Source organism: Salmonella sp. SAL04202 (assembly GCF_046550775.1).
GTDB classification, from domain to species: Bacteria; Pseudomonadota; Gammaproteobacteria; order Enterobacterales; family Enterobacteriaceae; genus Salmonella; species Salmonella enterica.
Genome location: NZ_JBGDXK010000002.1, coordinates 377268 through 398031, shown reverse-complemented (window position 1 = coordinate 398031; position 20764 = coordinate 377268). Strand labels below are relative to the sequence as shown.

General features: G+C 52.0%; 22 protein-coding genes and 1 pseudogene. 14 read left to right on the top strand and 9 right to left on the bottom strand.

The features are described from left to right. Window positions 1–70 precede the first annotated feature (70 nt). On the bottom strand, window positions 71–1465 hold the full coding sequence (galP, locus tag ACLJQJ_RS12165) for a galactose/proton symporter (protein ID WP_001113171.1): 1395 nt from the start codon (window positions 1463–1465) through the stop codon (window positions 71–73). Window positions 1466–1957: 492 nt separating this feature from the next. After that, window positions 1958–3112 (bottom strand): methionine adenosyltransferase, encoded by a 1155-nt coding sequence (metK, locus tag ACLJQJ_RS12160; protein ID WP_001062140.1) that lies wholly within the window; start codon window positions 3110–3112, stop codon window positions 1958–1960. A gap of 55 nt (window positions 3113–3167) precedes the next feature. On the opposite strand from metK, the gene ACLJQJ_RS12155 reads away from it, so the two are divergent. From ACLJQJ_RS12155 to ACLJQJ_RS12130, 6 genes are all read left to right on the top strand, one after another. Then, window positions 3168–3467 (top strand): hypothetical protein, encoded by a 300-nt coding sequence (locus tag ACLJQJ_RS12155; RefSeq protein ID WP_001543499.1) that lies wholly within the window; start codon window positions 3168–3170, stop codon window positions 3465–3467. 59 nt (window positions 3468–3526) lie between these two features. Next, a complete protein-coding gene (locus ACLJQJ_RS12150; protein WP_001751809.1) occupies window positions 3527–3676 on the top strand; it encodes a hypothetical protein in 150 nt (49 codons plus the stop codon). Between the two features lie 85 nt (window positions 3677–3761). Next, window positions 3762–3893: an acid stress response protein YqgB gene (gene yqgB, locus ACLJQJ_RS12145; RefSeq protein ID WP_000729109.1), complete on the top strand. Its 132-nt coding sequence runs from the start codon at window positions 3762–3764 to the stop codon at window positions 3891–3893. 8 nt (window positions 3894–3901) lie between these two features. After that, window positions 3902–5878, top strand: a complete 1977-nt coding sequence (speA, locus tag ACLJQJ_RS12140; protein ID WP_001278580.1) for a biosynthetic arginine decarboxylase — start codon at window positions 3902–3904, stop codon at window positions 5876–5878. Window positions 5879–6021: 143 nt separating this feature from the next. Next, window positions 6022–6753 carry a hypothetical protein gene (locus ACLJQJ_RS12135; protein WP_000032796.1) on the top strand — a complete coding sequence of 244 codons (732 nt, stop codon included), beginning with the start codon at window positions 6022–6024 and terminating at the stop codon, window positions 6751–6753. A 153-nt stretch (window positions 6754–6906) separates the two neighbouring features. Continuing rightward, on the top strand, window positions 6907–7707 hold the full coding sequence (locus ACLJQJ_RS12130; RefSeq protein ID WP_001576357.1) for a FadR/GntR family transcriptional regulator: 801 nt from the start codon (window positions 6907–6909) through the stop codon (window positions 7705–7707). 78 nt (window positions 7708–7785) lie between these two features. On the opposite strand, the gene ACLJQJ_RS12125 is transcribed toward ACLJQJ_RS12130, so the two are convergent. Together ACLJQJ_RS12125 and ACLJQJ_RS12120 are read right to left on the bottom strand one after the other, a co-directional pair. Further along, complete coding sequence (locus ACLJQJ_RS12125; protein ID WP_274595809.1) at window positions 7786–8052, bottom strand: hypothetical protein; 267 nt, start codon at window positions 8050–8052, stop codon at window positions 7786–7788. Next, the gene (locus tag ACLJQJ_RS12120; protein ID WP_023228383.1) at window positions 8018–8095 is read right to left on the bottom strand and encodes a hypothetical protein; all 78 of its coding nucleotides are present in this window, start codon (window positions 8093–8095) and stop codon (window positions 8018–8020) included. Before ACLJQJ_RS12120 ends, ACLJQJ_RS12125 begins: the two co-directional genes overlap by 35 nt. Window positions 8096–8935: 840 nt before the next feature. Here ACLJQJ_RS12120 and ACLJQJ_RS12115 point away from each other — a divergent pair. The 7 genes and pseudogenes from ACLJQJ_RS12115 to ACLJQJ_RS12085 all read left to right on the top strand — a co-directional run. Then, entirely contained in the window at window positions 8936–10408 is a 1473-nt protein-coding gene (locus ACLJQJ_RS12115) for a mannitol dehydrogenase family protein (protein ID WP_000379523.1), read from the top strand. Window positions 10409–10410: 2 nt separating this feature from the next. Next, the gene (locus ACLJQJ_RS12110; protein ID WP_000853913.1) at window positions 10411–11427 is read left to right on the top strand and encodes a zinc-binding alcohol dehydrogenase family protein; all 1017 of its coding nucleotides are present in this window, start codon (window positions 10411–10413) and stop codon (window positions 11425–11427) included. A gap of 13 nt (window positions 11428–11440) precedes the next feature. Continuing rightward, window positions 11441–12448, top strand: a complete 1008-nt coding sequence (locus ACLJQJ_RS12105) for an Ldh family oxidoreductase (protein ID WP_000104231.1) — start codon at window positions 11441–11443, stop codon at window positions 12446–12448. Window positions 12449–12486: 38 nt separating this feature from the next. Then, entirely contained in the window at window positions 12487–12981 is a 495-nt protein-coding gene (locus tag ACLJQJ_RS12100) for a YhcH/YjgK/YiaL family protein (protein WP_024156679.1), read from the top strand. A gap of 223 nt (window positions 12982–13204) precedes the next feature. Then, complete coding sequence (locus ACLJQJ_RS12095) at window positions 13205–13867, top strand: alpha/beta fold hydrolase (protein ID WP_077950931.1); 663 nt, start codon at window positions 13205–13207, stop codon at window positions 13865–13867. Between the two features lie 204 nt (window positions 13868–14071). Then, window positions 14072–14992 carry an agmatinase gene (speB, locus tag ACLJQJ_RS12090; protein ID WP_000105550.1) on the top strand — a complete coding sequence of 307 codons (921 nt, stop codon included), beginning with the start codon at window positions 14072–14074 and terminating at the stop codon, window positions 14990–14992. A gap of 3 nt (window positions 14993–14995) precedes the next feature. Beyond that, window positions 14996–15080 (top strand): annotated as a pseudogene (locus ACLJQJ_RS12085) (hypothetical protein); the annotation flags it as partial. Window positions 15081–15092: 12 nt separating this feature from the next. Here the strand turns inward: ACLJQJ_RS12085 and ACLJQJ_RS12080 are convergent. Beyond that, window positions 15093–15851: a M48 family metallopeptidase gene (locus ACLJQJ_RS12080; protein ID WP_000701830.1), complete on the bottom strand. Its 759-nt coding sequence runs from the start codon at window positions 15849–15851 to the stop codon at window positions 15093–15095. 275 nt (window positions 15852–16126) lie between these two features. On the opposite strand from ACLJQJ_RS12080, the gene tkt reads away from it, so the two are divergent. After that, on the top strand, window positions 16127–18118 hold the full coding sequence (gene tkt, locus ACLJQJ_RS12075) for a transketolase (protein ID WP_000098647.1): 1992 nt from the start codon (window positions 16127–16129) through the stop codon (window positions 18116–18118). A gap of 43 nt (window positions 18119–18161) precedes the next feature. Here tkt and ACLJQJ_RS12070 read toward each other — a convergent pair whose 3' ends face one another. The 4 genes from ACLJQJ_RS12070 to ACLJQJ_RS12055 are packed head-to-tail and all read right to left on the bottom strand — an operon-like array spanning window position 18162 to window position 20763. Next, a complete protein-coding gene (locus tag ACLJQJ_RS12070; RefSeq protein ID WP_063808825.1) occupies window positions 18162–18818 on the bottom strand; it encodes an ABC transporter ATP-binding protein in 657 nt (218 codons plus the stop codon). After that, window positions 18812–19489 carry an ABC transporter ATP-binding protein gene (locus tag ACLJQJ_RS12065; RefSeq protein WP_001517914.1) on the bottom strand — a complete coding sequence of 226 codons (678 nt, stop codon included), beginning with the start codon at window positions 19487–19489 and terminating at the stop codon, window positions 18812–18814. The genes ACLJQJ_RS12070 and ACLJQJ_RS12065 overlap by 7 nt, the downstream gene beginning before the upstream one ends. Next, the gene (locus tag ACLJQJ_RS12060; RefSeq protein WP_000553266.1) at window positions 19477–20184 is read right to left on the bottom strand and encodes an energy-coupling factor transporter transmembrane component T; all 708 of its coding nucleotides are present in this window, start codon (window positions 20182–20184) and stop codon (window positions 19477–19479) included. Before ACLJQJ_RS12060 ends, ACLJQJ_RS12065 begins: the two co-directional genes overlap by 13 nt. After that, window positions 20185–20763: an ECF transporter S component gene (locus ACLJQJ_RS12055; protein ID WP_000124001.1), complete on the bottom strand. Its 579-nt coding sequence runs from the start codon at window positions 20761–20763 to the stop codon at window positions 20185–20187. Between the last annotated feature and the right edge of the window lies 1 nt (window position 20764).

Sequence of the window (20764 nt, the reverse complement as noted above, 5' to 3'; positions counted from 1 at the left end):
AGAATAGTGCGACGGAAGAGGGACTGCAAGAAAAACGCTTCCTCCTGTGGCAGGAGGAAGCGTGGAGGGATTAGTCGTGGGCGCCGATTTCGCGCAGTTTACGACCTTTCATCAGGTTACGTTCAATGTGTTCCAGCGAAACGTGTTTGGTTTCCGGCACCAGCCACAGGGTCAGCAGGATAAACAGCACGTTCAGGCCAGCGTAGACCCAGAAGGTGTTGGCGTTACCCAGATTGTTCAGCATGGTCAGGAACGTTGCGCCGACGATCATATTGGCGATCCAGTTGGTCGCGGTGGAGCAGGTGATGCCGAAATCGCGGCCTTTCAGCGGCTGGATTTCGGAGCACAGTACCCAAATCAGCGGACCAGCGCTCATCGCAAATCCAATGATGAACATCAGCAGCATAGCGATAGCGAAGTATTGCGCAGACGGCGAATGGATGCCGATGTGCATCATCGTACCCAGAATCCCCATACCAATCGCCATGACCAGGAAGCCCAGCGTCAGGGTCGGCTTGCGGCCCCAGCGGTCAACCAGGCCGATAGCGATGAAGGTTGCCAGCACGTTAGTCAGACCAACAATAACGGTGCCCCACATCTGCTCCGTGGTATTCGTGTACCCCGCCAGTTCGAAGATTTTCGGCGCGTAATACATGATGACGTTCATCCCGGTAAATTGCTGCATGACCTGCAACAAAATGCCAAGAAACACGGCGCGGCGGAAGTTGCTGTTCTCTTTGAACAGCGCCCAACCGCTCTGTTTAACCTGCAAACTTTCGCGAATTTCATCGAGCTCACGTTTTGCTTCCGCACTGGTGTCACGCAGGCGCAACAGGACGCGTTCAGCATCATGGAAACGGCGTTTCGCCGCAAACCAGCGCGGGCTGTCCGGCAGGAAGAAGACGCCGATCAGCAGCAGAATGGCCGGGATGATGATCACGCCGAGCATCCAGCGCCATGCGCCGCTGTAGCTGAACGCGGTATCTGACAGATAAGCGCCCAGAATCCCGATGGTGATCATGAGTTGGTACATTGAGATCATACTGCCGCGAATTTTTTCCGGCGCGATCTCGGACAGGTACAACGGTGCAGTGTAGGAAGCGACGCCGACGGCCAGACCCAGCAGCACGCGAGAAATAATCAGGACTTCAACGTTAGGCGCCGCAGCGGAGAACAGCGAACCGGCGACGAACAGGATAGCGCCGATCATCAGGCTTTTTTTACGACCCAGCTTAAAGGAGAGCCAGCCGCTGCCGACAGCGCCGACGGCCGCGCCAAACATCATGGAGCTGACCACCCATTCCTGAGTGTGTGCGGTAATCTGAAACTCGTCGGTAATGAAGGGTAAAGCACCGGCGATAACGCCGATATCCAGGCCAAAAAGTAATCCTGCCAGGGCTGCAAGAAAGCAGACAAAAAATGTCATGGCCTTGTTGGAACGCCCTTGTTTTTTATTGTCAGGCATTATGCCCTCCGGTTGGGTTAGCAATTTTATCGATGTTAAGAGTAGGTGAGTACGCCGTAAAAAGATGTGAGGCTAATCACAATGGTGTAATCGTTTACACTACTATTTATCTCGGTGATTATTTAATTATCTGAAAAATAATAGTTTTAATAATCTTATAACCATATCAATCGCCTGGTATTCAGACAAAGTTGAAAAATTATGTAATATTTTCATCGCAGAATTAGCATACTGATAGTGATGTAGTCAGTTCTTAATGAAAATGAATGTAACCGCTTTCATGATGACTGAAACTGAATGATAAAAAGTGTAGTCGAAGAAACGAAAGGGGAGAGTGGATTGTGCTGCGCATCACAAAAAGGTCAGTATAAATTCACGCTGGAATATCTGATAACGTTGCGTGTATCAGCAATGATAAAGGCCAGCAGAGCGCTGGCCTTGATAAGTACGGTATGGTTTCCCTGACTGAAAAACAGCGTCAGGCGCGGGCGATTATTTCAGACCGGCAGCATCGCGCAGCAGTTGCGCTTTGTCGGTTTTTTCCCATGGGAAGTTTTCGCGACCGAAGTGGCCGTAAGCCGCAGTTTCTTTGTAGATCGGGTGCAGCAGATCCAGCATCTGAATCAAGCCGTACGGGCGCAGGTCGAAGAATTCGCGCACCAGCAGAATCAACTGTTCAGCAGGCACTTTTTCAGTACCGAACGTTTCCACCATGATGGACGTCGGCTCCGCTACGCCGATAGCGTAGGAGACCTGGATTTCACAGCGATCCGCCAGACCTGCCGCCACGATGTTTTTCGCGACATAACGCGCAGCGTAAGCTGCAGAACGGTCAACTTTAGACGGATCTTTACCGGAGAAGGCGCCGCCGCCGTGACGCGCCATACCGCCGTAGGTATCAACGATGATCTTACGACCGGTCAGACCACAATCGCCCATCGGGCCGCCGATAACAAAACGCCCGGTTGGGTTGATAAAAAACTTAGTGGACGTATTTAACCATTCAGACGGCAGAATGGGTTTGATGATCTCTTCCATCACCGCTTCTTGCAGCGATTTTTGGTCGATATCTTCTGCGTGCTGCGTAGAGAGAACCACGGCGTCGATACCGACGATTTTGCCGTCGTCATACTGGAAAGTGACCTGGCTTTTTGCATCCGGACGCAACCATGGCAGGGTGCCATTTTTACGCACTTCAGCCTGACGCTGTACCAGACGGTGCGCGTAGGTGATTGGCGCAGGCATCAGTACGTCGGTTTCATTTGTCGCGTAGCCAAACATCAGGCCCTGGTCGCCCGCGCCTTGTTCCAGCGGGTCTGCGCGGTCAACGCCCTGGTTGATATCCGGAGACTGTTTGCCAATTGCGCTCAGTACCGCGCAAGAGTTGGCGTCAAAGCCCATGTCGGAATGCACATAGCCAATTTCGCGCACCGTATTACGGGTAATCTCTTCGATATCGACCCAGGCGCTGGTGGTGATCTCACCGCCAACTAAAACCATGCCGGTTTTAACGTAGGTTTCACAGGCGACGCGTGCTTTCGGATCCTGTTGCAGGATAGCGTCCAACACGGCATCAGAGATTTGGTCTGCGATTTTGTCAGGATGCCCTTCTGATACGGACTCAGACGTAAAAAGGTGTTTTGCCATATTTAATTTCACCTAAGGAGAATTTAGTTAGCTCAAACTGTTGTGCGGAATAGTCATGACAGAAGATTCTACCATGAGTCTGAAGGTTACTGACACTGGCAGTCTGAGTGTTAATCAGTATGGATGGATTAACATCTGGACGGCTATTTTAGGTCACTTCTTCGCCCAATTTCCAGCTTTTTTTGAAGGCCGTCGCAATGTCGGTCAAAATCAGGCGGTAAACGTTTCTGATAATGCTGACATTATGCGCATTTATGCTTTGCTTTTTTTCTGCGTTCTGGGTATAAAACGCGACGCGCGGCTCATACAAAAGCACACGACGTTTTCTTCGTGTCGCCACTTCCAGCCGGGTTAAAACGTTGCTTTGGCTTGTGGGTTCGTCTTACGGGGCGGCCGTGGAGGTGATACGAGATAATGAACCGTTGTATTCTGCTGAATCTGTCGCATCGTTCTGGTGCGCGCATGTCCCCCGCAATCTGCATCTCTGCTTTGCATACCTGCCGATGTTATACCCATCTCGGCGCTTCTCAGGATTCCAGAGCCGGCAATGGCGCTGAAGACTGAACAAGGGCGCTCTTGTTAACGCAAGAGTTTTCTCGTGGTTTCGCCGAACCGTTATCTGTGAGTTCGGTTACGTGTTTACAATGATATGAAAAAGAAACCGGTCGCGCAGGCGGAGCATCAGCGCTATCTGCTGGAAAATCCGCTTGTCTATGGGTTGTTATCGCGTCTTCGGATTGCGATAGTAGTCAACTGTTTTACACTTGCTAATAAAAATTGAGGTTCGCTATGTCTGACGACATGTCTATGGGTTCGCCTTCGTCAGCAGGCGAACAGGGTGTACTACGCTCCATGCAGGAGGTTGCAATGAGCTCCCAGGAAGCCAGCAAGATGCTGCGCACTTACAATATTGCCTGGTGGGGCAATAACTACTACGACGTCAACGAGCTGGGCCATATTAGCGTATGCCCCGATCCCGACGTACCGGAAGCGCGTGTCGATCTTGCCAAACTGGTGAAAGCGCGCGAAGCGCAAGGTCAGCGTCTGCCGGCGCTGTTCTGCTTCCCGCAGATCCTGCAACACCGTTTGCGTTCAATTAACGCGGCGTTTAAGCGTGCGCGTGAATCTTACGGTTATAACGGCGACTACTTCCTCGTTTATCCGATTAAGGTCAATCAGCATCGCCGCGTGATCGAGTCCCTTATCCATTCCGGTGAACCGTTGGGGCTGGAAGCGGGGTCGAAAGCGGAATTGATGGCGGTGCTGGCGCATGCCGGCATGACCCGTAGCGTGATCGTCTGTAATGGTTATAAAGACCGTGAATACATTCGGCTGGCGCTGATTGGCGAGAAGATGGGCCATAAGGTTTATCTGGTCATCGAAAAGATGTCTGAAATCGCGATTGTGCTGGAAGAGGCCGAGCGCCTGAACGTGGTTCCTCGCCTGGGCGTGCGTGCGCGTCTGGCCTCTCAGGGATCCGGTAAGTGGCAATCCTCCGGCGGCGAAAAATCAAAATTCGGCCTGGCGGCGACGCAGGTGCTGCAACTGGTGGAGACCCTGCGTGACGCCGGGCGCCTGGACAGTTTGCAACTGTTGCACTTCCACCTGGGATCGCAGATGGCGAACATTCGCGATATCGCGACCGGCGTGCGCGAGTCCGCGCGTTTCTATGTTGAGCTGCATAAGCTGGGCGTTAATATCCAGTGCTTCGACGTGGGCGGCGGTCTGGGCGTGGATTATGAAGGTACTCGTTCGCAGTCCGACTGTTCGGTGAACTATGGCCTGAACGAATATGCCAATAACATCATCTGGGCGATTGGCGATGCCTGCGAAGAGCATGGTTTACCGCATCCGACGGTGATTACCGAGTCTGGCCGCGCCGTCACTGCGCACCATACGGTACTGGTCTCTAACATTATCGGCGTGGAGCGTAACGAATACACGGATCCGACTGCCCCTGCTGAAGATGCGCCGCGCGCGCTGCAAAATCTGTGGGAAACCTGGCAGGAGATGCATAAGCCTGGCACCCGCCGCTCGCTGCGTGAATGGCTGCATGATAGCCAAATGGATCTGCACGATATTCATATCGGCTACTCTTCCGGCGCGTTTAGTTTGCAGGAGCGCGCCTGGGCGGAGCAACTTTATCTCAGCATGTGCCATGAAGTGCAGAAGCAACTGGACCCGCAAAACCGTGCGCATCGTCCGATTATCGACGAACTGCAAGAGCGGATGGCGGACAAAATGTACGTCAACTTCTCGCTGTTCCAGTCGATGCCGGACGCGTGGGGAATCGATCAGCTCTTCCCGGTGTTGCCGCTGGAAGGGTTAGATCAGGTACCGGAACGTCGTGCCGTGCTATTGGATATAACCTGTGATTCCGATGGCGCTATCGACCACTATATCGATGGCGACGGTATCGCCACGACGATGCCGATGCCGGAATACGATCCAGAGAATCCGCCGATGCTCGGCTTCTTTATGGTCGGCGCCTATCAGGAGATCCTCGGTAACATGCACAACCTGTTTGGCGATACTGAAGCGGTTGACGTGTTTGTCTTCCCGGATGGTAGCGTCGAGGTTGAGCTGTCGGACGAAGGCGATACCGTTGCGGATATGCTGCAATATGTGCAACTGGATCCGAAAACGCTGTTAACGCATTTCCGCGACCAGGTAAAACAGACGGATCTGGACGATGCGTTGCAGCAGCAGTTCCTTGAGGAATTTGAAGCGGGACTGTACGGTTATACTTATCTTGAAGATGAGTAATTAAGAGTATTCCGCTTGTGGGTCGATTTAATTATTTAAATCGACCCTTTTATATTTTATAAATTCTTAATTATCAGCGCGTCGCTTCTCTATGTAATTTTATGGGCCTACAATCCCCCTAATAATTAAAAAGGGGTGTGAGTATGAGTAAATTTAAATTTAACGCCGTCATTGTTGGCTTGTTTTTGCTGTTAGGCGGCTGTTCCAGCGGAATGCAATCTAATAATGGCTCTTCATCCGACGTCGGCACCGCCTGGGGCGGCGACGTGCATTCATCGGTACAAAGCGTTTCGGTAGAACGTGCCGATCGAGAACCTGCCGAAATGGTGGTAATAAATTACTCCACTCAATATCCGTCAGGTTACGATAAAGTTTATAGTATACGTATCAGCGATCTTGAATATGCTGTGCGCGACGCTAATTTTAATTCGATTCCAATTACTCGTCGCTACAACGCATCAATGGGACAATGGCAATATAGTATTCCTGCAAGATCAGGGATGAACTATCAGTTATATATCCGTAATTACAGTCATGATACCAATTACGAAATCGTCGCAACGGTTGATGGCCTGGACGTGTTGAACGGAAAAGCTGGCTCGCTGAATCATCATGGCTATATTGTTAACGCCGGCGATTCACTGGCGATTAAAGGGTTTCGCAAAGATAAACACACTGAGGCGGCATTCCAGTTCGCCGACGTAGCTGACGCTTATGCGGCCCACTCCGCGCAGGGCGACGTACGCAACATCGGCGTCATTGGCTTTGCCGCTTTTGCATTGCAGGGTAAAGCAACAAATACGCTACCGCCTTGTTCCTCGCAGGCTTTCCCGGCGGACAACAACGGGTATGCGCCGCCGCCCTGCCGCAAATAAACCCGGCATCAAACGTCAAATATGCGTTATGGGAATCAGCGCCTTTCCTGCCGAGTCTGGTGGGGAAGGACTGTGTGACGCGCATAGCCGTAGGTTGCGGGAAAGAAACGACCACTCTCTGGCAGGGAAATTGTTTACCATAAACATTAGGATTTGTTTACACTACCCTCAAGTGGAGCAATTGCTGTCTACATAGGTATGTGCATGGAACAAATTTTAACCAAGCGGCGCTATTTTGATATAGGGCTGCAAATAGAAGAACTACTCTATTCAGGGGTATTTAAAGCTGGCGAGCGACTTCCGGCGGAGAGAGAACTCAGCGAGCGTTTTCAAACCAGCCGCACGACGATTCGTGAGGCGATTATTATGCTTGAGCTGAAGGGAGTGGTAGAGGTTAAGCAAGGCGCAGGCACTTACTTTATTGATAGTCTGGAGAAAATCAATCAAAAAGCGCTCTTGCCTTACTCAGACATAGGCCCCTTTGAATTGCTACAGGCCCGGCAGGTTATCGAAAGCAACATCACCGGTTTTGCCGCTACGCAAATAAGATTTAATGAACTTAAGCAGCTTAAACGTATTATTGAGCAGCAGGAAAAGCAGATTGGCGGCGACAGCGACAAATTTGAAGAACTGGATCGCCAGTTCCACAATATCATCGCGGAATCCACGCAAAATCGTGTATTAATGAAACAATCTGCCGAGCTGTGGCGGGCTGTCAGGACCGAAAATCCGCGCTGGAAGCAGTTAAACTATAAGTATTTACATAAGAAAGAGTTAAGAATGAAATGGGTGGAAGATCACCGTAGTATCTTCCTTGCATTGCAAAAACGCGATGCTGAGCAGGCCAGACAGGCCTCGTGGACCCATCTTGAAAACAGTAAAAATGAGCTGGTAAAAATCTTCCAACAGGATGATTCGCTGGAAGATTTTGATGATTTTTTCTTCGCCACCTGACGGCTATTTTCAGGCGGATGACATTTTTGTCAGCGATTAACCGGGCCTGCCGCCAAAAACAAGCCCGGAGAGAGGGAATCAGGCTTCGTAAACGCTCAGCTTATCCCAGTCAAACTCTACGCCAATGCCGTAGGTGTCCGGTGCCACGGCGCGATAATTGTCGACCACCAGCGGATGTTTGGTATATTGATCGGGAAACTGTGAACCTCCAGTCAGCCAGTCTCGAATGCGGAAACCAGTCTGACGTGTAATTCCTGCATACCGAGCGAGCATACCAAACGACCGCCATTCGTCGACAGACGCGCCGCCTTCAACCAGCCATTTTCCACAGCGGCAGTTTTTCACGTTTGCCTTTCAAATCCCAAAGGGCGATATCCACCGCAGACATCGCAAACGACGCGATGCCTCCGCAACCCACATAGTGAATATGCTATTCCATAAAGTCATAGATATCGTCAATCGCAGCGCCATCTATCCCTGACAGTACCGGGGCAAGATCGTGATCGATCATCGCTTTAATTGCATACCCTCCCTTTCCGCCGGTATAGGTATATCTGTTGCCAGTTGAACCGTCTTCCAGCGTAATCGTCGTGGTTACCAGTTCGAAATGGCTATTATGCCATGTTTCACGTCAACTAAGACCTCGGCCAGAGGGGCTTTGAAAGCTTTGTTTCAACGTGCCTAATCTGCGTCTTCATTAATTTTTTCCTGTTTTTAATCAATGGATTAATTTGCCAATTACGTCTAAAGGCGGCTCACTCCCCATCGCTTTAGCAGCGACCCGGATGATCAAAACCGTAACTGATGTTCTTAGGTTAACGTTGATGCTGATAATAAATTGAGTTCATTAATTCACTAGACAAATTATCAGATTTTGTTTGCTGTATTTCGGGTAATTATTGAACCAATCATGCGTGACATATACGCTCGCAGCGGGGTGTTATTCAATAAGATATTGTTTTTAATGGGGTTTAATGATTGCGGGTTGTATGGGTGGTATGCCAATTCGTGGCCGATTTTTCTAATCAAAATCACGCTTTTGTGAATCGTAAAATTTATCCTGAGAAGTGCTTTTTGTAACTAATTGATAAATAAATTATTTTTATTCATTGGCTATTAGTCAGCATACCATGGTGAAGAATCCGGTGCCGTGAGTGTGATCATATTCACGGATTTTGGTATGCTGTTTAAGCAGAATTGGTAAACAAAACAGGAGTGGGAAAAATTCATGGACACCATAGCTCGCCAGTTAGACGCCGCAAGGCACCAATTCAAAACGACTTATTCACGTCAGGGAATGGAAGCCAACATCGTACATATTGGATTTGGCGCCTTTCACCGTGGTCATCAGGCTGTTTATAACGATCTCACGAATGAGATAACCGGCAACCGCTGGGGGATTTTTGAACTGAATCTGTTCGGCGATGCGGAGCTGGTGGATGCGCTAAATGCGCAACAGGGGCTGTTTTCAGTGGTGGAAACGTCAGCCAGCGCCATCAATAGTCGCCTGGTTCGTACCATCACCGGCGCGTTGCATACGCCGAAGTCAGGTATTCAGGCGGCGATCGAGAAGCTGACTGAGCCGCAGGTAAAAATTGTTTCGTTGACGATAACGGAAAAAGGTTACTGCACCGATCCACGGTCCAGAACGCTCGATCTCAGCCATCCGCTCATCAAACACGATCTTGCCGATCCTGAACATCCCCGGTCAGCACTCGGACTGATCGTCGAAGCGCTACGGATACGCCGCCAGCAAGGGCTTCCCCCGTTTAGTGTACTGTCGTGCGATAACATTCCGGAAAACGGTCATTTGACCAAAACGGCGATCGTTACGTTTGCCGATAATCTCGATCCGCAACTGGCGGCCTGGATAGCGAAGCATGTCACCTTTCCTGGCACCATGGTCGATCGCATCGTGCCGGCAATGACGCCAGAGCAATTTGACATGATTAAAGACCAGATCGGTTTTGCCGATCCCTGCGGCATCGTATGCGAGGATTTCCGTCAGTGGGTTATCGAAGATAATTTCGTTGCCGGTCGTCCTGACTGGGATAAAGCAGGGGCGATGTTCGTCTCGGACGTGCTTCCCTATGAAGAAATGAAACTTCGTATGCTGAATGGCAGCCATTCGTTTCTCGCCTATAACGGCAGCCTGGCTGGATATGAGTTTATCTATCAGTGCATGGAAGACGACGCTTTTAAAACCGCCGTACATCATTTAATGACGGAAGAGCAGGCAAAATCGCTGCGCCCGAATTTGGCGGTAGATGTACATCAATATGCGCAGTTGCTCATTGATCGATTCAGCAACCCGAACATTAAACATAAGACCGGACAGATTGCGATGGACGGTTCTCAGAAGCTGCCTCAGCGGGCCGTCGATCCTTATCTGACGCTTCAGGCGCGCGGCGTTAAGGGCAGGGCGTTAGCGACGCTGATTGCGGGCTGGCTCCATTACGTCATTAATACACTCTCTCAGGGGCAGAGTGTGGCCGACCCGCTCAATGATACCTTCAATGCGGCTATTAAAAATAAAAACACGCGATGGGAACAAGCGCTGTCTTTGCTGCAGATAAATAGCATCTTTGGAACGCTGGCCGGCGACAACGCAGACTTTTTAAACGACATTCAGCAGGCCTTTAACCATATTGAGTTACATGGCGTCACGGCCACCATTCACCGTTTATCTTCAAAGGGTTAAGTATGAAAACGCTTATCTGTAATAATCCGGGAAATATCGAATACATTGAAAGAGATATTCCTCATTTAAAAGACGATGAAGTACTGTTAAAAATTAAAGCGGTTGGTATTTGCGGCACCGATATCCATGCGTTTGCCGGCCGCCAGCCCTTTTTTGCCTATCCGCGCGTGCTGGGTCATGAAATTTGCGGCGTGGCGGAAATGTTGGGTAAATCGTGCAGCACGGCGAAGGTCGGCCAACGCTATAGCGTTATTCCCTGTATTCCTTGCGGCGCTTGCGCAGCCTGCCGGGAAGGAAAAACCAACTGCTGTGAGAACGTCTCGCTGTATGGCGTTCACCAGGACGGCGGCTTTAGCGAATATCTGGCCGTTCGTGAACAAAATCTGGTTGAACTGTCGGATAACCTCACCGACAGCGCGGGCGCGCTGGTTGAGTGTTTCGCCATCAGCGCCCACGCAGTACGCCGCGCTGACGTGAAGCCGCAGCAAAACATTGTGGTGGTCGGCGCCGGGCCGATTGGGCTGGCCGCCGCCGCGATAGCAAAAGCCAAAGGCGCTCGCGTCGCGGTAGCTGATATTGACGCCGAACGCCGTCGTCTGGTAGCCGAAAAGGTAGGCGTTGCAACGCTCGATCCGTCGTCAGACGACTATATTGATGCGCTGAAAGCCTGTTTCTCCGGTGAATTAGCCGGCACTGTGCTTGATGCCACCGGCAATAAATCCTCCATGAGCCGCGCTGTCGATCTGATTCGTCACGGCGGAAAAATCGTCTTCATCGGGCTGTATATCGGCGAGCTCGTCATTGACGATCCGACCTTCCATAAAAAAGAGACCACGCTATTGAGCAGCCGTAACGCGACGCGGGAAGACTTCGAATGTGTCATTGAGCTAATGGCTCAGGGCGCTATTAGCGAAACAATGATGAAAAACCAGGAATTCGATTTCTATACGTTTGGCAACCAGTACCAGAAGAACGTGGTAGAAAACAAAAAATTGGTTAAAGGCGTTATCAAATTTTAATAGCGGGATAGTTATGTCAACAATATTAGTCAAAGAAAATGAATTGAAAGCGCTGGCGTTTAATAAACTCACCCAGGCGGGCCTTGACGCGCAAACGGCGCAGCAGGTAGCCGACGTTTTGGTTCATGCCGATATTACCGGTGTTCACTCCCACGGCGTTATTCGCGTAGAGCACTATTGTACCCGCCTGAACGCAGGCGGGCTCAATCCAAAAGCAACATTCAGCATCGAACAGATTTCGCCTTCTGTCGCTATTCTGGACTCTGATGATGGAATGGGACACTGCGCGCTGATAAAGGCGACAGACCACGCTATTAGTCTGGCAAGAGAGACGGGGCTGGGCTTCGTCAGCGTCAAAAATACGTCCCACTGCGGCGCGCTCTCGTGGTTTATTGAGCAGGCGACAAGCCAGGGAATGGTGGCTATCGCCATGACGCAAACGGATACCTGCGTTGCGCCGTATGGCGGCGCGGAGCGCTTTCTGGGGACTAACCCAATCGCCTTCGGCTTCCCCGTTAAAGACAGCCATCCGATGATCGTCGATATGGCGACCAGCGCCATTGCGTTTGGTAAAATTCTGCACGCCAAAGAAACCGGGAAACCAATAGGTCATGGTCTGGCGCTGGATAAAGAGGGACATATCACTACCGATCCGCATAAAATTGAAAATCTGCTGCCCTTTGGCGGACACAAAGGTTCTGGTATTGCCCTGGCGATTGATGCGCTCACGGGCGTCCTGATGGGGGCAAACTTTAGCAACCATATTGTTCGGATGTATGGCGACTATGACAAGATGCGCAAGTTAGCGAGTCTGGTTATCGTTATTGATCCGCAGATGTTGGGCAATCCGCTGTTTTCCTCAATAATGAGCACAATGGTCAATGAGCTAAGGGCTGTAAAACCGATGCCCGGTGTTGATAAAGTGCTGGCGCCAAACGATCCGCAAATCGCCTATAAAGAAAAATGTTTAAAAGAAGGTATTCCTGTGGCTGAAGGTATTTACCAGTACCTGATTGGCTGATAATTATAATTACGACCATTATTTAGGATAACTATAGTATGCTATATGGAAATATAGAGCAGCTTACTTTATTACCTTACGTTAACAACATTATTAAAAAACTTATCATCGAAGCGGTGAAGATAGCTGAAGACCAGCCTGCTGGTAGATATGAACTTTCTTTCCCGGAATCATTTCTTATGATAAGCGAAGGAGAAACGCACTCTTCGTTAAACCGCAAAGCTGAACTTCATAAAAAATATATCGATGTTCAGATTTTACTAAGCGGTTATGAGGAGATTGGCTATTCCAATAAAATTGATACCAGGATAAAGGAGCTTGAGCATCTTCCTGATGACATCATCTTTCCTGAATGTGTCGCTAATGAGCAGTTCGTTACATTAAATCCTGGCGATTTCGCGCTTTTTTACCCCAACCAGGTCCACCGTCCGCTTTGTACGCGTGGTAAACCTGCGCCGGTTAAAAAAGCGATTGTGAAAATTCCGGCCACGGCATTTAGCGAGTCAAGCTCGTCTTGTCAGGCGAAGGAATAAAGAAAGTGCCAAATGCAATTCAGGAAGAGACCTTCAAGTCATCCTGAATTGCAGCCAGAATGAATAAGGTGGCACTTTTCTGACTTCAGAGCCTTTTCGCGTTGAGGCTAATCGCGGAAAGGCTTTTTACGTTCTGTAAAAAGATGATGCGGGGTCTCCACGGTAAATAAGTGAAAATGATACAAATCGATTTTGATATTGTTTTTTGTTCAACCTGAATAATATGGTCTTTTACACGGAAAGTGATTGGCGAGGTGTTATGAATCATATTTTTAAATTCGCATTTATTTTTATTATCAATACTATATTTTTAATAAATGCTTCAGCAACAATGATGGACAAAGATAAATTTGTGGAAGCGAATGGTATCAAAATTCATTACGTTGAAGAGGGCGAGGGGCCTCCGCTGCTGTTGATTCACGGTGGTGGTCTGACGGCGAAAAGCTGGCAGGGATTAGCGAAAGAGGCATCTCGATATTTTCGCGTCATCATGCCGGACAGTCGTGGACATGGATTAACCAATAACCCGCAAGGAACGTTTAGCTATGATCTGATGGCGGAAGATATGGCGGCTTTTGTTAAAGCGCTGAAGCTGGAAAAACCGCTGGTGATGGGTTACAGCGATGGCGGCATGGTCGTTCTGAAGTTAACCAGCCGATACCCGGATCTAGCGCGCGCTGCTATCGTCGGCGGCGCAACGCATCGCTTTGCTACGGCCCATTACATGCAGGGGATGGAAATTTTTTATGGTAAAGGAATGCCTCAGGCGGAGATGACCCTCATTCCCGGTAGCGGTCACGCCATTTTCCAGACGCCGGGGAAAACACCGCTGTTTTACGCATTAGTGCTTGAGTTTTTACAGCGGCAAATCCCTAAGGCCTCTTAACTGGCCGCGATGGACGTATGAGCCTACTGATTTGCGCTGGATATATATTTTTTTCGGGCGTTGTCTACTGTACCTGGCTAAACTGACTTCAATAATGCGGTCTGTCAGAGTAAACTTTGAGCCGTAAACAAATTCAAACCCTTCCTCGTCGGGCCTAACGACGCGGGAGGGTTTTTTTATATTGACTAAGAAGAGGTTTTTGCCATGAGCACCTTAGGTCATCAGTACGATAACTCACTGGTTTCTAATGCGTTTGGTTTTTTACGTCTGCCAATGAACTTCCAGCCGTATGACAGCGATGCCGACTGGGTGATCACTGGCGTACCGTTTGATATGGCAACGTCCGGTCGCGCTGGCGGCCGTCATGGCCCGGCGGCGATCCGTCAGGTGTCGACCAACCTCGCCTGGGAACATCACCGTTTCCCGTGGAATTTTGACATGCGCGAGCGCCTGAACGTCGTGGACTGCGGCGATTTGGTGTATGCGTTTGGCGATGCCCGTGAAATGAGCGAAAAATTACAGGCGCACGCTGAAAAACTGCTGTCTGCAGGCAAGCGTATGCTCTCTTTCGGCGGCGACCACTTCGTCACGCTGCCGCTGCTGCGCGCCCACGCGAAACATTTTGGCAAAATGGCGCTGGTACATTTTGACGCGCATACCGATACCTACGCTAACGGCTGCGAATTCGATCACGGCACGATGTTCTACACCGCGCCGAAAGAAGGCCTGATCGATCCGCATCATTCGGTACAGATCGGTATTCGCACTGAGTTTGACAAAGACAATGGCTTTACCGTGCTGGATGCCTGCCAGGTCAACGATCGCGGCGTGGATGATATTCTCGCTCAGGTGAAACAGATCGTCGGCGATATGCCGGTCTATCTGACCTTTGATATCGACTGTCTGGACCCGGCGTTTGCGCCTGGCACCGGTACCCCGGTGATCGGCGGTTTGACCTCCGATCGCGCCATTAAGCTGGTACGTGGTCTGAAAGATCTGAACATTGTCGGTATGGATGTAGTGGAAGTCGCGCCGGCTTACGATCAGTCGGAGATCACCGCTCTGGCGGCCGCGACGCTGGCATTAGAAATGCTCTATATCCAGGCGGCGAAAAAAGGCGAGTAAGTTGTTTTGCCGGATGGCGCTGCGCTTATCCGGCCTACAGCTGATTGATGCTTGTAGGCCGGATAAGGCGTTCACGCCGCCATCCGGCACTGTTCGGGGATTATTTGATCCCGTCTGCGCTCATACGATCGCGCACATGCTGTGCGCGTGCGGCGGACGCCGGGTGATCGTCGAACATCGAGCTTTGACGACCCGCTTCCAGTTTTGCCAGTTTCTCAAAGCTGGTGGCGAGTCCTGCCGGACTGATACCGCGTTTGCGCAACAGATCGTAAGAATAATCATCCGCTTCGGACTCCTGACGCTGGGAGAACTGCGAGTTCACCAGTTTTTCGCCAAGATCGCCAAGCTGTGATTGCGACAGGCTGCCGACAACGCCTCCTGCCGATGCCGCCGCGACGCGCACTGCGTTAGTGCCCAGCGCGACCTGCATCCCTTTCTTTACATGACCCAGCGCGACATGGCCCATTTCATGGCCGATCACGGCTTCAACTTCGTTGTCGGTCATCATATCCATTAGTCCGCTGTAGACGCGGATACAACCGTTCGCCATGGCAAACGCGTTGACGTCTTTCGTCTCGTAAACCTTATAGTTCACCGGCTGGCCGTTAATGTTATCCCCCAGCGCGGCGGCAATTTTTGCCAGTCGTTTAGTGTATTCGCTGCTCGCCGGCGCGATTTTCGCTTTGCTGTCGAGCTCTTGACAGGATTGATCGCTCAGCGCTTTTACCTGCGCATCGCTTAACGTATAGGCCTGAAAAGCTTCAGCGCCCGAAGAAAGCAGTCCATTAGAGTCCATATTCTGGCAACCGGTCAGCACCGTCGCCATGCCCAAAGCAAGCAGTAAAGCGCGAATTTTCATTTTTCTCTTCCATACGAATCAATATTATTTTGAAATGCGCCCGTTGCAGATGAATTAGCGCCTGGGTTAAGTATAAAGAAAAGCATGGCAGGCAAGTTAGCTAATTGCGCAACATACGAGCATGATCCGGAGATTTCTGAAGCGGTAAAAGGATGTTCCATGTACATGACGCGCGGCTTGGGGTAAATTGTTGGCAAATTTTCCGGCGTAGCCCAAAACGCGCTGTCGTCAAGTCGTTACGGGCATGGCCTTTCAACATCCGATCTGGAGTCAAAATGTCCTCACGTAAAGAGCTTGCCAATGCTATTCGTGCGCTGAGCATGGACGCAGTACAGAAAGCCAAATCCGGTCACCCGGGTGCCCCGATGGGTATGGCTGACATTGCCGAAGTCCTGTGGCGTGATTTCCTGAACCACAACCCGACCAACCCGTCCTGGGCCGACCGCGACCGCTTCGTGCTGTCCAATGGCCACGGCTCAATGCTGATTTACAGCCTGCTGCACCTCACCGGCTATGACCTGCCGATGTCCGAACTGCAGAATTTCCGTCAGCTACATTCAAAAACCCCTGGTCACCCGGAAGTGGGCTACACCGCTGGCGTTGAAACCACTACTGGCCCGCTGGGTCAGGGTATTGCCAACGCCGTCGGGATGGCGATTGCCGAGAAAACTCTGGCGGCGCAGTTTAACCGTCCTGGCCACGACATCGTTGACCACTTCACCTACGTCTTTATGGGTGACGGCTGCATGATGGAAGGCATTTCTCACGAAGTGTGCTCTCTGGCTGGTACTCTGAAACTGGGCAAACTGATCGCGTTCTATGATGACAACGGTATCTCTATCGATGGTCATGTTGAAGGCTGGTTCACCGATGACACCGCGAAACGTTTTGAAGCCTACGGCTGGCACGTTATCCGTGGCATTGACGGTCACGATGCCGACGCCATTAAACGTGCCACGGAAGAAGCTCGCGCCGTGACTGACAAACCGTCCCTGCTGATGTGCAAAACCATCATCGGCTTCGGTTCGCCGAACAAACAGGGTACCCACGATTCCCACGGCGCGCCGCTGGGCGACGCGGAAATCGCGCTGACCCGCGAACAGTTGGGCTGGAAATACGCGCCGTTCGAAATCCCGTCTGAAATCTACGCCCAGTGGGATGCGAAAGAAGCCGGCCAGGCGAAAGAGTCTGCATGGAATGAGAAATTCGCGGCTTATGAGAAAGCCTTCCCGCAGGAAGCTGCTGAATTCACTCGTCGTATGAAAGGCGACATGCCGGCTGACTTCGATGCGAAAGCGAATGAGTTCATCGCTAAACTGCAGGCCAACCCGGCGAAAATCGCCAGCCGCAAAGCGTCCCAGAATGCCATCGAAGCCTTCGGTCCGCTGTTGCCGGAATTCCTCGGCGGCTCCGCTGACCTGGCACCGTCTAACCTGACCCTGTGGTCCGGTTCTAAGGCTATCAACGAAGACGCAGCGGGTAACTATATTCACTACGGTGTGCGCGAATTCGGTATGACCGCTATCGCCAACGGTATCGCCCTGCACGGCGGTTTCCTGCCGTACACTTCCACCTTCCTGATGTTCGTCGAATATGCCCGTAACGCAGTGCGTATGGCAGCGTTGATGAAACAGCGTCAGGTGATGGTTTACACCCACGACTCCATCGGTCTGGGCGAAGATGGCCCGACGCACCAGCCGGTCGAGCAGGTGGCAAGCCTGCGCGTAACGCCGAACATGTCCACATGGCGTCCGTGCGACCAGGTGGAATCCGCGGTGGCGTGGAAATATGGCGTAGAGCGTCAGGATGGCCCAACCGCGCTGATCCTCTCCCGTCAGAACCTGGCGCAGCAGGAACGTACTGAAGAGCAACTGGCGAATATCGCCCGCGGTGGTTACGTACTGAAAGATTGTGCGGGCCAGCCGCAGATTATCTTCATTGCGACCGGTTCTGAGGTTGAGCTGGCGGTTGCCGCTTACGAAAAACTGACTGCCGAAGGCGTGAAGGCGCGCGTGGTTTCCATGCCGTCCACCGACGCGTTCGACAAGCAGGATGCGGCCTACCGTGAAGCTGTCCTGCCGAAAGCGGTCTCTGCGCGTGTGGCGATTGAAGCGGGTATCGCTGACTACTGGTTCAAATACGTCGGCCTGAACGGCGCTATTGTCGGGATGACCACCTTCGGTGAGTCTGCTCCGGCAGAGCTGCTGTTTGAAGAGTTTGGCTTCACGGTAGACAACGTGATCGCCAAAGCGAAAGCGCTGCTGTAATCCTTAATACGGCATAAAACGGGTCGCTTCGGCGACCCGTTTTTTATTCCCCCTTTGACAACCTGCCGTTTTCCAGCCGTACCACCCGTGAAAAATGACGCCGGGTAAACGCAGTGTCATGGCTAATCGCCACGACACTGGTTCCCCGTGCCCGGCATGTCGCCAGCCAGTGTTCAAATACGGTTAGCCAGTGGGCGTCAAAATCCCGGCTGGGTTCATCCAGCAATAACACAGGCGGCGCCATCGCCTCCAGACTGGCGACCGCCACCATCCGGCGCTGCGCGGCGTGCAGATCAAGCGGGTGTGCCTCGGCGACGTCCGTTAGCTGGCATAACCGCAGCGCGGCCTGCGTGCGCCGTGAAATTTCCTCCGCCGATAAGCGTTGTAGTTTCAGCCCAAAAGCGACCTCTTGTGCGACATTGCTGTGGAAAATCTGGTTTTCCGCTTCCTGAAAGAGTACGCCGATAGCGGCGGCGCGTTGACGATTTTTAAGTTGCGCAATCGGCTCTCCATTAAGCGTTACCGAGCCGGAAGTGGGGGAAAGCAGGCCAGCCATAATCCGTAACAGCGTTGATTTTCCCGCGCCGTTATCGCCGGTCAACGCCAGCCATTCGCCGTCCTGAAGTTCAAGCGAGATAGCGTGCAGACAGTCAGCTGCGGCATTCGGCCAGCGATAAGCGACCTGATTTAACGTCAACATAATGGGGTTAGCGCTCCGTCGCGCAATTGCCATACCCGCTGGCATCGCGTCAGAAAGGGGAAATGATTACGCTCAAAAAGCACAATAAGAGAATGACGTTCCAGCGCCCACTGTTGTAGCCGTTCCAGCAGTGTCCCGGTGGCCGCTGAGGTCAGTCGACTGAAGGCTTCATCAAGAACTAATAGCCTGGGCTGCATGGCAAGCGCGCTGGCAATCACTACCCGCTGCGTTTCGCCGCCGGAGAGCGTGCCGGGATGGCGATGGCGTAACGACTGGCAGTTTGTCAGGGTTAGCGCCTCGTCAATGCGCCGTAGAATTTCCGCTTCATGGAGGCCGAGATTCTCCGGGCCAAACGCCACCTCTTCCTCTACGCTAAAGGTACAGCCGGAAAGCTGTAAATATGGCGATTGCTGCACCAACTGGATGGTGGGCGACTGTTCTACCAGCGGGAGCCGCCCGATAGGGACGCCAAGCAGTAAGCCTGTGCCGTCAATATCGCCGGGAAGATAATCCGGATACCAGCCAGCCATCAGTTGCGCCAGCGTACTTTTTCCGCTGCCGTTATCGCCGACTATTGCCACTATTCCGGGTGTTGAATAGTGGAAATCAAAACATGCCGGCGGGCGTGTCGCATCGGACGGAAGATAACGAAACTGCTCTAACGTAACCATATCCATACTCCCGCTTCCGCCAGTATTAGCAGTACCATGCCATACCGCGCAACCCGTTGTAACACGCTATCTTTCGGCGCCCACAGCGTGGTTCGGGCTCGATGCAGCCGAAACCCCCGCATATCCAACGCCGCGCCGCGTATTGTCAGATCGTTAAGCGCATTTTGCGTAAGCGGCACGATCAGCGCAGGCATCGCCCGTAGCCGCTGATACCAGCCTTCATCCAGAGGTACGCCGCGCGCGCGCTGGGCTTCATAAACGATCGTCAGTTGTCGTTTGAGCTGTTCGACGACCAGCAGCGGGCCAGCGAACAGGTAAGCGATGCCGGGGGGCAGACGTGAAGCGAACAGGGCGCGAATAAACCGCTGAACCGGCACATACTGCATCCATAGCTGCGACGTCGACACGATCGCCAGCAGGCGTAGCCATAGCGTAACGGCATATATCCAGCGTTGCGGATCGCGAGGCTGCCCGCTTATCCATTCCGTTAGCCAACCGCCATGTACCAGCCATAGCCCAAACCCTAAAGACAGCATCAGCCAGGCGACATACTTCGCCCGCCGCCGCGTTGATTTCAGCGCCAGCAGACAGAGGAAGGCCGCCGCGCTATAAACCGGGAGCACGGTCTGCGCAGGGAGTAGCAGCGTGGTGCAAGCCGCCAGCGCCCATAAGGTTAACGAGGTAAACGGATGCATTTAGCGTACGGCTGACATCGCAGGAAAATGCCGTGTCGTACGTAACGGTAGCTGACGCAGCAGCACCCAAACGATGATCGCCGTCAGAATTTTATCGACCAGATTAGCGCCTATGACGGTAATCGCGACCGACTCCACCAGGTTTTGGCCCATTGAATGCATCCAGGCGACGAATAAATCAGCGCCGCTGCCGGTAACGCCGCCAAAAAGCGCGGTACGAAGCGGTACGGCGACCAGCGTCACCGCTAACGTAATGACGACGCCGCTGACGATCACTTTGGGCAGGGTACGAAACCAGCCTGCGCGTGCCAGCCACCCGGCGACCAGACCGATAACCATCGCTACCGGGGCAAACGCGGCAGCGATAGGATCGGTAAGCAGCCCCCACAGCAAGTTGGTCAGAAGCCCAGTCAACATGCCGATGAACGGTCCTAACAGTACCGCACTAATTAAGGTGCCGATCGAGTCGAGAAAAATAGGCAGCTTCAACATGCTAATAAGCTGTCCGCCAATCATATTGATGGCAATAGCGATGACAATCAGCACAAGAGACTGGCTGGAAAACGGGCGACGCGCCATA

Excerpts from the sequence above, each read along its gene's own strand:
- ACLJQJ_RS12150 (WP_001751809.1), top strand. The coding sequence starts at position 3,527 with ATGAACCGTTGTATTCTGCTGAATCTGTCGCATCGTTCTGGTGCGCGC.
- metK (WP_001062140.1), bottom strand. The coding sequence starts at position 3,112 with ATGGCAAAACACCTTTTTACGTCTGAGTCCGTATCAGAAGGGCATCCT.
- ACLJQJ_RS12110 (WP_000853913.1), top strand. The coding sequence starts at position 10,411 with ATGAAAACGCTTATCTGTAATAATCCGGGAAATATCGAATACATTGAA.
- galP (WP_001113171.1), bottom strand. The coding sequence starts at position 1,465 with ATGCCTGACAATAAAAAACAAGGGCGTTCCAACAAGGCCATGACATTT.
- ACLJQJ_RS12070 (WP_063808825.1), bottom strand. The coding sequence starts at position 18,818 with ATGTTGACGTTAAATCAGGTCGCTTATCGCTGGCCGAATGCCGCAGCT.
- speA (WP_001278580.1), top strand. The coding sequence starts at position 3,902 with ATGTCTGACGACATGTCTATGGGTTCGCCTTCGTCAGCAGGCGAACAG.
- ACLJQJ_RS12100 (WP_024156679.1), top strand. The coding sequence starts at position 12,487 with ATGCTATATGGAAATATAGAGCAGCTTACTTTATTACCTTACGTTAAC.
- ACLJQJ_RS12155 (WP_001543499.1), top strand. The coding sequence starts at position 3,168 with ATGACAGAAGATTCTACCATGAGTCTGAAGGTTACTGACACTGGCAGT.
- yqgB (WP_000729109.1), top strand. The coding sequence starts at position 3,762 with ATGAAAAAGAAACCGGTCGCGCAGGCGGAGCATCAGCGCTATCTGCTG.
- tkt (WP_000098647.1), top strand. The coding sequence starts at position 16,127 with ATGTCCTCACGTAAAGAGCTTGCCAATGCTATTCGTGCGCTGAGCATG.
- ACLJQJ_RS12055 (WP_000124001.1), bottom strand. The coding sequence starts at position 20,763 with ATGGCGCGTCGCCCGTTTTCCAGCCAGTCTCTTGTGCTGATTGTCATC.
- ACLJQJ_RS12080 (WP_000701830.1), bottom strand. The coding sequence starts at position 15,851 with ATGAAAATTCGCGCTTTACTGCTTGCTTTGGGCATGGCGACGGTGCTG.
- ACLJQJ_RS12120 (WP_023228383.1), bottom strand. The coding sequence starts at position 8,095 with ATGTCTGCGGTGGATATCGCCCTTTGGGATTTGAAAGGCAAACGTGAA.
- ACLJQJ_RS12115 (WP_000379523.1), top strand. The coding sequence starts at position 8,936 with ATGGACACCATAGCTCGCCAGTTAGACGCCGCAAGGCACCAATTCAAA.
- ACLJQJ_RS12105 (WP_000104231.1), top strand. The coding sequence starts at position 11,441 with ATGTCAACAATATTAGTCAAAGAAAATGAATTGAAAGCGCTGGCGTTT.
- ACLJQJ_RS12135 (WP_000032796.1), top strand. The coding sequence starts at position 6,022 with ATGAGTAAATTTAAATTTAACGCCGTCATTGTTGGCTTGTTTTTGCTG.
- ACLJQJ_RS12095 (WP_077950931.1), top strand. The coding sequence starts at position 13,205 with ATGGTCTTTTACACGGAAAGTGATTGGCGAGGTGTTATGAATCATATT.
- ACLJQJ_RS12065 (WP_001517914.1), bottom strand. The coding sequence starts at position 19,489 with ATGGTTACGTTAGAGCAGTTTCGTTATCTTCCGTCCGATGCGACACGC.
- ACLJQJ_RS12060 (WP_000553266.1), bottom strand. The coding sequence starts at position 20,184 with ATGCATCCGTTTACCTCGTTAACCTTATGGGCGCTGGCGGCTTGCACC.
- speB (WP_000105550.1), top strand. The coding sequence starts at position 14,072 with ATGAGCACCTTAGGTCATCAGTACGATAACTCACTGGTTTCTAATGCG.